Here is a 12,336-nt window from a genome sequence, read left to right on the forward strand (position 1 = left end):
ACGGAGACCAGGAACGGTTGGGAACACTGACATGACTGAACTGCCCGAGCCCTCCGGCAAGGTCGCCCTCGTCACCGGCGCGAGCCGCGGCATCGGCTACGGCGTCGCCGAGGCGCTCGTCGCGCGCGGCGACCGGGTCTGCATCACCGGCCGCAACGAGGACGCGCTGAAGGAAGCCGTCGACCGGCTCGGCTCCGACCGGGTCATCGGCGTCGCCGGCAAGGCGCACGACGAGGCCCACCAGGCCGTCGCCGTCGAGCGCGTGATGGAGGCCTTCGGCCGCGTCGACTTCCTGGTCAACAACGCCGGTACCAACCCGGTGTTCGGCCCGATCGCCGACCTCGACCTGAACGTGGCGCGCAAGGTCTTCGAGACCAACGTGATCTCCGCGCTCGGCTTCGCCCAGCGCACCTGGCACGCCTGGCAGAAGGACAACGGCGGCGCGATCGTCAACATCGCCTCCGTCGCGGGCCTTTCGCCCTCGCCCTTCATCGCCGCGTACGGCGTGAGCAAGGCCGCGCTGATCAACCTCACCGCGCAGCTGGCGCACGAGTTCGCGCCCAGGGTGCGGGTCAACGCGATCGCCCCGGCGGTCGTGAAGACCAAGTTCGCCGCCGCCCTGTACGAGGGGCGCGAGGAGGAGGCCGCCTCGGGCTACCCGCTGGGCCGGCTCGGCGTGCCCTCCGACATCGGGGGCGCCGCCGAGTTCCTCACCTCGGAGCAGTCCGCCTGGGTCACGGGTCAGACGCTCGTCGTCGACGGCGGCATCTTCCTGAACGCCGGCGTGGCCTGATATCGCCCACGAGGACCCCGCAAGATCGATCCCGGACACGGGCGCCGTTGACGAGAACGGCGCCCGTGTCCGCGTATCGGAACCCGGTGCACGATGACAACGTAGTCATCGCCAAATGATCAAAACCCCTGTTCAGAAGGGGGTTCAGGGGGCGTGGCGCTGCGGTATGGTCTGCCGACCTTGGTACGGCGGATCGAGGAGCGTGCGCGTGTTCAACCGGAAGCGGGGCCTGCGGCGGGTCGCGGCCATCGTGTCCATATCGTCACTGGTCACCGGATGCGGCATCCTGTCCTCGGACGGTCCGCAGGACGAGGAGCCGATCGTCGTCGGGACGACCAGCGCCCCCAGCACCCTCGATCCGGCCGCTTCCTGGGACGGCTCCTGGGAGCTGTTCCGGAACATCTACCAGACGCTGCTCAGTTACCCGAGCGGCGCCACCGCGCCGCAGCCCGACGCCGCCGAGCAGTGCGCGTTCGCCGACACCACGAACCGGGTGTACCGCTGCGAGCTGCGCGAGGGCCTGACCTTCTCCAACGGCGACCCCCTCGACGCCCAGGCCGTCAAGTACTCGATCGACCGGATCAAGGACATCGACGTCAACGGTGGACCGGCCGGCCTGCTCGGCAGCCTCGAACGGGTCCAGGCGCCGAGCGAACGCGAGGTCGTCTTCCACCTCAACAAGCCCGACGCCACCTTCCCGTTCGTGCTCGCCACGCCCGCCATGTCGATCGTCGCCCCCGGCGACTACCCCGCGGACGCCCTGCGGGAAGGCAGCGGCGTCGTGGGCTCGGGCCCGTACACGCTCAAGTCGTACGAGGACGGCGAACGGGCCGAACTCGTGCGCAACGACCACTACAAGGGCTTCGCCGAACGACAGAACAAGGCCGTGACCGTCCGCTACTTCAAGGACTCCGCCGGCATGGTGAAGGCGCTGCGCGACGGAGACATCCAGGTCACCTACCGAGGCCTCGCGGCCGACGACGTCATCACCCTCCAGGGCAAGGAGGGCAAGGAGGAGGGCCTCCAGCTGGTCGAGGGCACCGGTACGGAGATCAGCTACCTCGTCTTCAACCCCGAGGACCCGTGGGCGGGGCGCAGGGAAGTGCGCCAGGCCGTCGCCCAGGTGATCGACCGGACGGTGATCGCCCACAAGATCTACCAGGACACCGTCGACCCGCTGTACTCGATGGTCCCCAAGGGACTCACCGGCCACACCACGGGCTTCTTCGACGACTACGGCGACCCGAGCGTGTCCAAGGCCCGCGAGATCCTCCGGGACGCCGACATCACCGAGCCGGTCCCGCTCACCCTCTGGTACACCACGGACCGCTACGGCTCCGAGACGGCCAAGGAGTTCGAGGAGATCAAGCGGCAGCTCGACGCCTCCGGCCTGTTCAAGGTCACCCTCAAGAGCCGCCCCTGGAAGACCTACGTCGCCGGATACCAGAAGGGCGAGTACCCGGTGTTCGGACGTGGCTGGTCCCCGGACTTCCCGGACGCGGAGAACTTCATCGCGCCCTTCGTCGGGGAGCAGAACGCGCTCGGCACGCCGTACCTCACCCCGAAGATCACCGGCGACCTGCTGCCGCGCTCCCGCCGGGAGAGCGACCGCGCCAACGTGGAGCGGGAGTTCGAGCAGGCGCAGCAGATCATGGTGAACGACGCGCGGCTGCTGCCGCTGTGGCAGGGCAAGCAGTACGTGGCCGCCAGCACGGACATCTCGGGCGCGGAGCAGGCCCTGGACCCGTCCACGATCATGATGATGTGGCAGCTCCAGCGGAAGACGAGCTGGTAGCCGCGCCCGTTGTCAGTGGTCGGCGGTAGGTTCTTGGGCAGTGGAAGCCACCGCACAGCGTAAGGAAGTTGACGTGACCGACATCGCCATGCTGCCCGAGTCCTGGCGCGAGGTGCTGGGCGGCGAGCTGCAGCAGCCCTACTTCAAGGAGCTGATGGAGTTCGTCGAGGAGGAGCGGGCGAACGGCCCCGTCTACCCGCCGCGCGAGGAGGTCTTCGCCGCGCTGGAGGCCACGCCGTTCGACCGGGTGAAGGTGCTGGTCCTCGGCCAGGACCCGTACCACGGCGAGGGCCAGGGCCACGGGCTGTGCTTCTCGGTCCGGCCGGGGGTGAAGGTCCCGCCGTCCCTGCGGAACATCTACAAGGAGATGCACGCGGAGCTGGACACCCCGATCCCGGACAACGGCTATCTGATGCCGTGGGCGGAGCAGGGCGTCCTGCTGCTCAACGCGGTGCTCACGGTCCGGGCCGGCGAGGCGAACTCGCACAAGTCCCGCGGCTGGGAGCTGTTCACGGACGCGGTGATCCGCGCGGTGGCCGCCCGGACCGACCCCGCGGTCTTCGTGCTGTGGGGCAACTACGCACAGAAGAAGCTGCCACTGATCGACGAGGCGCGGCACGTCGTGGTCAAGGGGGCGCACCCCTCGCCGCTGTCCGCGAAGAAGTTCTTCGGCTCCCGCCCCTTCACGCAGATCAACGAGGCGGTCGCCGGGCAGGGCCACGAGCCGATCGACTGGACCATTCCGAACCTGGGCTGAGCCGGGCCCCGACGCTCGGGCCGGTCCGCCACCGGCCGGCCCGCGCACACCCCGGTGCCGCCTGACCGGGAAAGCGGGCGCGTGCGGTTAGCGTCGTCGGGACAGCCGACGAGGGGCACGGAGGACGCGGTGGCGAAGGGACAGGAGCAGGCGGCGCCGGATGCCGTGCCGACGCGGATCGGCCAGGTCGCCATGCTGCATCACGCGGGCGACCGCGAGGAGGCCCGGCACCGCTTCCTCGCCCTGTGGGCGGAGATCGGCGAGCACGGCCACGCCCTGCACCGCTGCACGCTGGCCCACTACCTGGCCGACACCCAGGACGACCCGCAGGAGAAACTGGCCTGGGACCTGCGGGCGTTGTCGGCCGCCGAGGAACTGACGGGGGACCTGCCCGCCGACCGGCAGGAGGGCACGCCCGCCGCCCGCGCCCTCTACCCCTCGCTCCACCTGAGCCTGGCCGCCGACTACGACCGGCTCGGTCACCGCGAGGCGGCCCGGCTGCACCTGAGGCACGCCCGCGCCGCCGCCGAGACCCTTGCCCCCGATCGCTACGGAGAGGGCGTACGCGCCTCGATCGACCGGCTGGAGCTGCGCCTGGACGGCACCGGCCGGAGTGCCGACGGACCCGGCCGTCCCGATGGTCCCGAGGGACGGGGCCGACCGCCGCGGCAGCGGCCCTAAACACGGCCCGGCCCTGTCCGTGGTCGTGGCATGGCCAGGTTCAGCGGCCGTACGCCTGCTCGCAGATGCGGGCCTCGGGGCTGCCCGGCCGCCAGCCGCCGTACTGCTTGCCGAGGGAGCACACGTCCGCCTTCCCGCCGGTGCCTTCGCCGGACCCGCCGGGCAGTTCGGGCACCCGGGGCCGGTGCGGCGCGGGCGAACGGGTGTGCTCAGGAGCCGCCGGAGCGGCGGGCCGCTGTTCGGTGGCACCGGCGGCCGGGAGCCGGTGCCGCGCGGCCGGGGGCGCCGGGGCCTTCGTGCGGCGGGGTTCTCCGGTGGCGCGCTTTGGGGAGGGGGAGGGACCGATCATCTCCAGCGCCTCCCGGGCCGGGGCCTGCACCACCCGCGGCTCGGCCGCGCCGTCCGGGCGTGGCGCGGACGAGCGGGCGCCGACCGCCGACGGGTCGGCCGCCGCCGGGCCCCGGACCGTCGTACAGCCGGTCAGGGCCGACACGGCCACGGTCACGAGAAGCGTTGCGGTGGTCGTCGTTCGATGCACCCGCGCCACTCTGCTGGTTCGGGCGTCACGACCGCCGCCGGACAAGCGGAGGTTGCCCCGCACGGGTGATCTCCGGCCCCGTACGGAGTCGCGTGGGCGACCCGGGGTGACGTCAGTCGCCCGTGGCGCCGTCCAGGCGTTCGCGGATCAGGTCCGCGTGCCCGTTGTGCCGCGCGTACTCCTCGATCATGTGGGTGTGGATCCAGCGCAGGGTGTAGCGCTCGCCGGTGCGCAGATGCTTGCCCCGGGTCGGCTCGTCCAGGGGGACACCGGCCGCGTTGCGGCGGGCCGCCTCGATCTCGGCCTGCCAGGTGGCGTGGGCCTCGGCGAAGGTGTCCGCCTCGGTGAGCCGGAACTCGCCGTCCGGATCCTCGTCGGAGTAGTAGATCGGGCCCGCGTCCTCCGCCGCCAGCACCCTGCGGTACCAGCTGCGCTCCACCTCCGCCATGTGCCGGACGAGTCCCGTCAGGGACAAGGCCGACGGTGCGACGGCGGCCGTCCGCAACTGCTCGTCGGTGAGTCCCTCGCACTTCCAGGCGAGGGTCCGCCGGTGGTATTCGAGCCAGCCCTCCAGCATGGTGCGTTCGTCGGCGTCGACGGCGGGTTCGTGGCGTTCGGTCGTCATGTCGGCATCCTCGCTCAGAACGGCGGGTCCCACCAGGAGTTTTCAGCGGTCCGGCACGCCGCCCAGCATGCCCGCGAGGAGCTCCCGCAGCCCCGACCGCACCTCCTGGAGGCCCGGCACCTCGGCGTGGAAGGTCCCGGCCACGCAACTGAACATCAGGCCGTCCGCCCAGGCGACCAGCGTCAGGACGTGCCGGGCCGGGTCGGCCGAGCCCATCGCGGTGACGAGTGCGCCCAGTTGCTCCCGGAAACGGGCGCCCGCGGCGTCGAAGTGCGCCCGCAGCTCCGGGCGCCGGGTGGCCTCCAGCGCCAGTTCGTACCGGGCCAGCGTCAGCGCGCGGTTACGGGTCAGCGCCCGGTGCGTCGCCAGCGCCAGGGCGTCCACCAGGGCGTCCAGGCCGGCGCGCGGGTCGGGCATCTCGTGCAGCGCCAGCACCCGGGCCTCACGGTCGGCCAGCCGCCGCACCGCCAGCTCCAGCAGCGCCTGCCGGGTCCGCGCGACGTTGGAGGTGGAGCCCTGGGGGAGCCCCGCCGTCTCGTCGACCGCCCGGTGCGTGAGCCCGCGCATCCCGCGGTCGGCGAGCAGGGCCAGAGCCGCGTCGGCGACCAGGTCGGCGCGGGAAGCGCCCGCCGAGGGGCCGGGGTGTGCGGTGTGTGCGGGCATGGAGATCAACCTACCCGCCTCACTACGGCTGTAGTACAGTCGGCGACAGGTGTTACTACATCTGTAGTGATCCGCGCGTCCAAAGAGTGCCGAGGAGAGCCATGACACGCACGAGGAGCGCCGTCGTGATCGGCGGCGGCATCGGCGGCCTGACCGCGGCGGCCGCCCTGCACCAGAGCGGCCTGCGGGTCACCGTCCTGGAACGGGCCCCCTCGCTCCGCCCGATCGGCGCGGCCATCTCGCTGTCGCCCAACGCCCTGCGCGCCCTGGACGTGATCGGCCTCGGAGACGAGATCCGCGACCTCGCCGCCTGGCAGGGCGACGGAGGACTGCGCACCCCCGGCGGGCGCTGGCTCTCCCGCTCCAGTGCCGAGGCGGCCGCGGCGCGCTTCGGCGGTCCGCTGGTGCTGCTCCACCGGTCCACGCTCATCGAGAGCCTCGCCGCGCTGCTGCCGCCGGACGCGATCCGCACGGCCGCCGACGCGAGGGTCGCCGACCCCGGTGACCGCGACCGTCCGGCCACGGTCCGCACCCCACGGGGCGAACTGGAGGCCGACCTGGTCGTCGCGGCCGACGGCATCCACTCCGTCGTACGCCGCGCGCTCTTCCCGGACCACCCGGGCCCGGTCTACTCCGGCTTCACCACCTGGCGGATGGTGATCCCCCTCCCCGGCGTGGCATTCGCCTCCCACGAGACCTGGGGCCGGGGCCGCATCTGGGGCACGCACCCGCTCAAGGACGGCCGGATCTACGCCTACGCCGCCGCCGTCACCCCGGCCGCGGGACACGCGGCCGACGAGAAGGCCGAACTGCTGCACCGCTACGGCGACTGGCACGACCCGATCCCCGCCGTCCTCGCCGCCGCCCGCCCCGACGACGTCCTGCGCCACGACGTTCACCACATCGCCCAGCCACTGCCCGCCCACCACCGCGGCCGGGTCGCGCTGCTCGGGGACGCCGCGCACGCCATGCCGCCCAACCTCGGCCAGGGCGGCAACCAGGCCATCGAGGACGCGGTCGTGCTCGCCCACCACAGCCGGGACCTCGCCGGCTACTCGGCCGCCAGGTTGCCCCGCACCACCGCGATCGCCCGGCAGGCCGTCAGGGTGGCCCGCCTCAACCTGATGAGCAACCGCGCCGGGATCGCCGTACGCGACGCCGCGATCGCCGCCCTGTCCAAGGCCGGACCGGCCCTCTTCCTGCGCGGCTTCGACGGCATCGCCGACTGGCGGCCCCCGCAGCCCCCGTATGCTTCCGGGCGGACCCAGGTCGGCGAGCGTTACGAGCGTTAGAGGAGCACATCCCGTGAAGGTCGGCTGCATCGGACTCGGCGACATCGCGCAGAAGGCCTACCTGCCGGTGCTCGCCGCCCTCCCCGGGATCGAACTGCACCTGCAGACCCGCACCCCCGCCACCCTCACCCGGGTCGCGGACAAGCTGCGGATCCCGTCGGCGCAGCGCCACGCCGACCTCGACGCGCTCCTCGCCCAGGGACCGGACGCCGCCTTCGTGCACGCGCCGACGGCCGCCCACCCCGAGATCGTCACCCGGCTGCTGGAAGCCGGTGTACCCACCTACGTCGACAAGCCCCTCGCCTACGAACTGGCCGACTCCGAACGCCTGGTGACCCTGGCCGAGGAGCGCGGCACCAGCCTCGCCGTCGGCTTCAACCGGCGTCACGCGCCCGGGTACGCGCAGTGCGCCGAGCACCCGCGCGAGCTGATCCTCATGCAGAAGAACCGCACCGGACTGCCCGAGGACCCGCGCACGATGATCCTCGACGACTTCATCCACGTCGTCGACACACTGAGGTTCCTGGTGCCCGGACCGGTCGACGACGTCACCGTGCGCGCCCGTGCCGAGGACGGCCTGCTCCACCACGTCGTGCTCCAGCTCGCCGGGGACGGCTTCACCGCGCTCGGCGTGATGAACCGGCTCAGCGGCTCGGCGGAGGAGATCCTGGAGGTGTCCGGCCAGGACACCAAGCGCCAGGTGGTCAACCTCGCCGAGGTGATCGACCACAAGGGCCAGCCGACCGTGCGGCGCCGAGGTGACTGGGTTCCCGTGGCCCGCCAGCGCGGTATCGAGCAGGCGGTGCTCGCCTTCCTCGACGCGGTGCGCTCCGGCGCGGTGCTCAGCGCCCGGGACGCGCTGGAGACCCATGAGCTGTGCGAGCGGGTGGTGCGGGCCGTGCTCGACCGCTCCGCCTGAACCGCACCGTCCGTACGCCCTGCGCGGCGCCCCAGGCCGCGAGGGTCCCCAGCGCCGCGTACACCGTCCAGTCGCCGTAGCGGACGTACGGCGTGGTGCCGTGGGTGACGGGGACCTCGAACACCCGTGACGCGCTCGCGTCGGTGCCGAGCCAGGAGCCGATCCGCGCGCCGCTCGCGTCGTAGACGGCGGAGACGCCGGTCAGCGTCGCGTGCACCATGGGCCGGCCGGTCTCGGCGGCGCGCAGCGCGGCGAGCGAGGCGTGCTGCTCGGGGGCCCAGGTGTGCTGGAAGGTCGAGGTCGAGGACTGGGCGACCAGTACCTCGGCACCGTCGGCGACGAGGCTGCGGCTCATGTCGGGAAACGCGCTCTCGAAGCAGACCATCGGCCCGATCCGCAGGCCGTCGCCGACGTCCATCACCACCTGCTCGGTGCCCTGCCTGCGGTCCTCGCCCGCCGCCTTGCCGACGGAGGTGGCCCAGCCGAGCAGCGAACGGAACGGCACGTACTCGCCGAAGGGGACGAGCCGCATCTTGTCGTACCGGTCGCCGGTCGGACCCTCGGGGCCGACGAGCACCGAACTCTTGTAGATGCCGGGTTTGTCGGAGCGTCGCGCGTCCACGTTGACCAGGATGTCCGCCCCGGTCTGACGGGACAGCGCGGCCAGCCGCCGGGCGAGGTCCGGCCGGTCGTCCAGGTCGAAGCCGACGCTGCTCTCGCCCCAGACGATCAGATCGAGGTCCCGGTCCGCGAGCCGCCGGGTCAGCCGCTCCTCGCGGTCGAACCGCCGGCCGGCGCTGTCCGCCCCGGCGACGACGCCGGGCTGCACCACGGCGATCCCGGCCCGCTCGTCGGTGTCGGGGCGCGGCGACCAGACCCAGGCGGCCGAGGTGGCCGCGGCCGTGGCGACGAGCCCGGCCAGGGCAGGCACCCTCGCCCGGCGCACGGCGACGAGCACGGCGAGGGCGACGTTGACGGCCACCACCAGGAAGCTGAGCAGCCACACGCCGCCCACCGAGGCGAGCCGCAGCGCCGGGGCCACCTGCCACTGGCTGGCGCCGAGCATCCCCCAGGGGCCGCCCAGTCCCTGCCAGGAGCGGACCAGTTCGGCCAGCAGCCAGCCCGACGGCAGTACGACGAGCGCCGCCGCGACCCGGCCGGGGGAGGGCGTCCCGCCCAGGGTCCGGTGCACCAGCCAGCCCCACGGGACCCACAGCGTGCCGAGCAGTGCGGCGATGACGAACGTGAACACGTGCAGGTTCGGCAGCAGCCAGTGGTGCATGGCCAGCACGAACCCGAACCCGCCGCACCACCCGTCGTACGCCGCCCGCTTCCCGCCCGGCGCGGTACGGGCCAGGAGGATCCAGGGGACCAGTGCGAACCAGGCCCACCACCACAGGGCCGGGCCAGGGAAGGCGAGCACGGGCAGGGCGCCGGCGAGCACGGCGAGGCCCGAGCGCCGCCACGGGGAGGCGAGCCAGTGGCCGAGCGTCTTCATGGACTCCTCCCTACAGCTGATCCCTACCCGGTGATCCGTACAGTGTGCGCTCGCGACGAGGGCGAATTCAGTTGATCACACCGAAGCCTGTCCGGCGCGTGAGACCTCACCTAGGATGATCGATGATCGATCAAAACGTGGAGGTACCTCATGACACGGCCCATCACGGTGGTCACCGGCGGCAGCCGGGGGATCGGAGCGGCGACCTGTCTGCGCCTCGCGGCGGACGGCCACGACGTCGTCGTGGGCTACGCGCGCGACTCGACGTCCGCCGAGACGGTCGTGGCAGGGGTGCGCGACGCGGGCTGCCGCGGAGTCGCGGTGCGCGCGGACACGTCCGTCGAGGCCGACGTCGAGCGCCTCTTCGACGTGGCGGAGGAGCACTTGGGCCCGGTGACGGGGCTGGTGAACAACGCGGCCGTGACCGGCCCGCTGGGGCGGCTCGCCGACAGCGACACCGCGGACCTGCGACGGGTCCTCGACGTCAACCTGCTGGGCGTGCTGCTGTGCGCCCGGCGGGCGGCGCGGCTGATGACGCCGCGGGGCAGCGGTGCCATCGTGAACGTGTCGTCGGGCGCCGCGACCCTCGGCAGCCCGGGGGAGTACGTCCACTACGCGGCGAGCAAGGCGGGGGTCGACGCGCTGACCCTGGGCCTGGCCAAGGAACTCGGCCCGGACGGAATCCGGGTCAACGCCGTCGCGCCCGGGGTGATCGACACCGGGATGCACGCGGCGGCGGGGGACGCCGGCCGGGCGGCCCGGATGGGGGCGGCGGTGCCGATGGGGCGTGCGGGCCGGGCGGAGGAGATCGCCGCGGCCGTCTCCTGGCTGCTGTCGCCCGACGCGTCGTACACGACGGGGACGGTGCTGCGGGTGGCGGGCGGACGCTGACCGGGGTCCGGGGGCGTCCGGGGACGGGGGCCGGGCCGCGCACCGGCGCGGCCCCGCGGTTCAGGCGGCCTCGATGACCTTCGCGCGGATCGCGTTGGCCCACTCGACCACCAGCAACTCGTACTCCACACGCTCCTGCGCCGACAGGGTCCCGCCCGCGCGCCGCCACAGCGCGCGGATCTGATCGTTCAGCTCCGCGGCGGACCGCACGGAACCAGGCGTCACGTAATCGGGGGACATGCGGACCAGCCTAGGGGCAAGCACTGACGCTGCGCTACCGGACGGCTACACAAGCGGTTCCGGTCAGCCGGAGGACTCGGCGGCGTGCGGGCTGAGGGCACCCGTCGCCACCAGGGCGATGATGACGATGCCGAGCGCGATGCGGTACCAGACGAACGGCATGAAGCTCTTGGTGGAGATGAACTTCATGAACCAGGCGATGACCACGTACCCGGTGGCGAAGGCGATGACCGTGGCGAAGAGCGTCGGCCCCCAGGAGACGTGGTCGCTCTCCATCGCGTCCTTCAGCTCGAACACGCCGGAGGCGAGCACCGCCGGGATCGCGAGCAGGAACGAGTACCGGGCGGCCGCCTCGCGCCGGTAACCCATGAAGAGGCCGCCGCTGATGGTCGCGCCGGAGCGGGAGACGCCGGGGATGAGGGCGGCCGCCTGGCACAGGCCGTAGATCAGGCCGTCCCGCACGCCCAGGTTCTCCAGCTCCTTGCGCTGCTGGGGCGCGCGGTGCCGGCCGCCCTTCTCGTCCCGGGCGGCCATCCGGTCGGCGATGCCGATGATCACGCCGACGACGATCAGCATCGTCGCGGTGATCCGCAGGTCGCGGAAGGGGCCCTCGATCTGGTCCTTCAGCGTCAGGCCGAGGACGCCGATCGGGATCGAGCCGACGATCACCAGCCAGCCCATGCGCGCGTCGGGATCGTGGCGCATCGACTTGTCGGTGAGGGAGCGCGTCCACGCCGAGATGATCCGCCCGATGTCCTTGCGGAAGTAGATGAGCACCGCGGCCTCGGTGCCGATCTGCGTGATCGCCGTGAACGCCGCGCCCGGGTCGTGCCAGCCGGAGAACGCCGCGGTCAGCCGCAGGTGCGCGCTGGAGGACACGGGGAGGAACTCGGTCAGTCCCTGGACGAGTCCGAGGACGAGGGATTCAAACCAAGACATGGAGTTGCGTCAGTCCAAGTGGCGATCGGAGAACGGCGAGAAACGGTCGGCGGACACGCCGAACCGTCGCGTGCGGTGATCGGGACCTGGCGTGCCGTGGGGCAGCGTAGCGCCCCAAAATGAACCCCGGACGACGGGGGTGAGCGGGTCTACGCCGCCGCGGGGCCCGTCACCGTCCAGCCGGGGGCCTGCGGGTGGGCGGTCAGGTCCTCGTGGCGGACGGCGTCGCCGCAGGCGGGGCAGGTGACCTGGGGGACCAGCTCGTGGCCGCAGACGTGCTCGATCACCATGGGCCGGTCGCCGTCCGCGTGCAGATGCCGGTCCCCCCACGCCATGAGGGTCATCAGCACCGGCTCCAGCTCGAGGCCCGCCCGGGTCGGCCGGTACTCGAAGCGCTGCGGACGCTCGTTGTACGGACGCCGGTCCAGGATCCCCGCGTCGACGAGCCGCCGGAGCCGGGTGGCGAGGATGTCGCGCGGGGCGCCGGTGTTGCGCACCAACTGGTCGAAGCGGCCGTTGCCGAGGCAGACCTCGCGCAGGACGAGCAGCGAGTACTTCTCGCCGACGAGCGCCAGGGTGTCGGCGATGGAGCAGGGGCGCGGGTTCTTGGGAGCGGCGGCCATGACGGCCAGTCTAGGCGAGGACCAGGAGAGGGTTTGAATTTCCAACCCGCAGGGCTATGGTGAGTCCAGATTTCCTACTCAC

The 12,336-nt window shown here is 72.4% G+C and carries 14 protein-coding genes; 7 read left to right on the forward strand and 7 right to left on the reverse strand.

The window, feature by feature from the left end:
* The first annotated feature begins 31 nt into the window (after positions 1 to 31).
* The 4 genes from ACFYZ3_RS22885 (at position 32) to ACFYZ3_RS22900 (ending at position 4,026) form a co-directional block, all read left to right on the forward strand.
* The gene (locus tag ACFYZ3_RS22885) at positions 32 to 793 is read left to right on the forward strand and encodes an SDR family oxidoreductase (protein WP_388520705.1); all 762 of its coding nucleotides are present in this window, start codon (positions 32 to 34) and stop codon (positions 791 to 793) included.
* A 208-nt stretch (positions 794 to 1,001) separates the two neighbouring features.
* A complete protein-coding gene (locus ACFYZ3_RS22890) occupies positions 1,002 to 2,588 on the forward strand; it encodes an ABC transporter substrate-binding protein (protein ID WP_388520708.1) in 1,587 nt (528 codons plus the stop codon).
* A 73-nt stretch (positions 2,589 to 2,661) separates the two neighbouring features.
* Entirely contained in the window at positions 2,662 to 3,345 is a 684-nt protein-coding gene (gene ung, locus ACFYZ3_RS22895) for a uracil-DNA glycosylase (RefSeq protein ID WP_388520711.1), read from the forward strand.
* A 129-nt stretch (positions 3,346 to 3,474) separates the two neighbouring features.
* The gene (locus ACFYZ3_RS22900) at positions 3,475 to 4,026 is read left to right on the forward strand and encodes a hypothetical protein (RefSeq protein WP_388520713.1); all 552 of its coding nucleotides are present in this window, start codon (positions 3,475 to 3,477) and stop codon (positions 4,024 to 4,026) included.
* Between the two features lie 40 nt (positions 4,027 to 4,066).
* On the opposite strand, the gene ACFYZ3_RS22905 is transcribed toward ACFYZ3_RS22900, so the two are convergent.
* From ACFYZ3_RS22905 to ACFYZ3_RS22915, 3 genes are all read right to left on the reverse strand, one after another.
* Positions 4,067 to 4,573: a hypothetical protein gene (locus tag ACFYZ3_RS22905; RefSeq protein ID WP_388520716.1), complete on the reverse strand. Its 507-nt coding sequence runs from the start codon at positions 4,571 to 4,573 to the stop codon at positions 4,067 to 4,069.
* Between the two features lie 103 nt (positions 4,574 to 4,676).
* Positions 4,677 to 5,189 carry a DinB family protein gene (locus tag ACFYZ3_RS22910; RefSeq protein ID WP_388520719.1) on the reverse strand — a complete coding sequence of 171 codons (513 nt, stop codon included), beginning with the start codon at positions 5,187 to 5,189 and terminating at the stop codon, positions 4,677 to 4,679.
* A 42-nt stretch (positions 5,190 to 5,231) separates the two neighbouring features.
* Positions 5,232 to 5,852, reverse strand: a complete 621-nt coding sequence (locus ACFYZ3_RS22915) for a TetR/AcrR family transcriptional regulator (RefSeq protein WP_388520722.1) — start codon at positions 5,850 to 5,852, stop codon at positions 5,232 to 5,234.
* Positions 5,853 to 5,953: 101 nt separating this feature from the next.
* On the opposite strand from ACFYZ3_RS22915, the gene ACFYZ3_RS22920 reads away from it, so the two are divergent.
* Both ACFYZ3_RS22920 and ACFYZ3_RS22925 read left to right on the forward strand, forming a co-directional pair.
* Positions 5,954 to 7,144: an FAD-dependent monooxygenase gene (locus ACFYZ3_RS22920; RefSeq protein WP_388520725.1), complete on the forward strand. Its 1,191-nt coding sequence runs from the start codon at positions 5,954 to 5,956 to the stop codon at positions 7,142 to 7,144.
* 13 nt (positions 7,145 to 7,157) lie between these two features.
* Complete coding sequence (locus tag ACFYZ3_RS22925; protein ID WP_388520728.1) at positions 7,158 to 8,063, forward strand: Gfo/Idh/MocA family protein; 906 nt, start codon at positions 7,158 to 7,160, stop codon at positions 8,061 to 8,063.
* Here ACFYZ3_RS22925 and lnt read toward each other — a convergent pair.
* A complete protein-coding gene (lnt, locus tag ACFYZ3_RS22930) occupies positions 7,987 to 9,561 on the reverse strand; it encodes an apolipoprotein N-acyltransferase (protein WP_388520731.1) in 1,575 nt (524 codons plus the stop codon). The two genes, ACFYZ3_RS22925 and lnt, sit on opposite strands and share 77 nt — an antisense overlap.
* Before the next feature lie 150 nt (positions 9,562 to 9,711).
* Between lnt and ACFYZ3_RS22935 the strand changes: the two genes are divergently transcribed.
* A complete protein-coding gene (locus tag ACFYZ3_RS22935) occupies positions 9,712 to 10,452 on the forward strand; it encodes an SDR family NAD(P)-dependent oxidoreductase (protein WP_388520734.1) in 741 nt (246 codons plus the stop codon).
* Positions 10,453 to 10,512: 60 nt separating this feature from the next.
* Here ACFYZ3_RS22935 and ACFYZ3_RS22940 read toward each other — a convergent pair whose 3' ends face one another.
* From ACFYZ3_RS22940 to ACFYZ3_RS22950, 3 genes are all read right to left on the reverse strand, one after another.
* Positions 10,513 to 10,692, reverse strand: coding sequence for a hypothetical protein (locus tag ACFYZ3_RS22940; RefSeq protein WP_115746278.1), 180 nt, complete (start codon positions 10,690 to 10,692; stop codon positions 10,513 to 10,515).
* A 63-nt stretch (positions 10,693 to 10,755) separates the two neighbouring features.
* A complete protein-coding gene (locus tag ACFYZ3_RS22945; protein WP_361006020.1) occupies positions 10,756 to 11,631 on the reverse strand; it encodes an undecaprenyl-diphosphate phosphatase in 876 nt (291 codons plus the stop codon).
* 149 nt (positions 11,632 to 11,780) lie between these two features.
* Entirely contained in the window at positions 11,781 to 12,254 is a 474-nt protein-coding gene (locus ACFYZ3_RS22950) for a winged helix-turn-helix transcriptional regulator (RefSeq protein WP_388520737.1), read from the reverse strand.
* Between the last annotated feature and the right edge of the window lie 82 nt (positions 12,255 to 12,336).

This window comes from Streptomyces sp. NPDC001599 (assembly GCF_042893535.1).
Classification (GTDB): Bacteria; Actinomycetota; Actinomycetes; order Streptomycetales; family Streptomycetaceae; genus Streptomyces.

What these genes read in the sequence shown, in the direction of transcription:
- ACFYZ3_RS22885 (WP_388520705.1), top strand. Translation starts at nt 32, where the DNA reads ATGACTGAACTGCCCGAGCCCTCCGGCAAGGTCGCCCTCGTCACCGGC.
- ACFYZ3_RS22910 (WP_388520719.1), bottom strand. Translation starts at nt 5,189, where the DNA reads ATGACGACCGAACGCCACGAACCCGCCGTCGACGCCGACGAACGCACC.
- ACFYZ3_RS22915 (WP_388520722.1), bottom strand. Translation starts at nt 5,852, where the DNA reads ATGCCCGCACACACCGCACACCCCGGCCCCTCGGCGGGCGCTTCCCGC.
- ACFYZ3_RS22920 (WP_388520725.1), top strand. Translation starts at nt 5,954, where the DNA reads ATGACACGCACGAGGAGCGCCGTCGTGATCGGCGGCGGCATCGGCGGC.
- lnt (WP_388520731.1), bottom strand. Translation starts at nt 9,561, where the DNA reads ATGAAGACGCTCGGCCACTGGCTCGCCTCCCCGTGGCGGCGCTCGGGC.
- ACFYZ3_RS22935 (WP_388520734.1), top strand. Translation starts at nt 9,712, where the DNA reads ATGACACGGCCCATCACGGTGGTCACCGGCGGCAGCCGGGGGATCGGA.
- ACFYZ3_RS22940 (WP_115746278.1), bottom strand. Translation starts at nt 10,692, where the DNA reads ATGTCCCCCGATTACGTGACGCCTGGTTCCGTGCGGTCCGCCGCGGAG.
- ACFYZ3_RS22945 (WP_361006020.1), bottom strand. Translation starts at nt 11,631, where the DNA reads ATGTCTTGGTTTGAATCCCTCGTCCTCGGACTCGTCCAGGGACTGACC.
- ACFYZ3_RS22950 (WP_388520737.1), bottom strand. Translation starts at nt 12,254, where the DNA reads ATGGCCGCCGCTCCCAAGAACCCGCGCCCCTGCTCCATCGCCGACACC.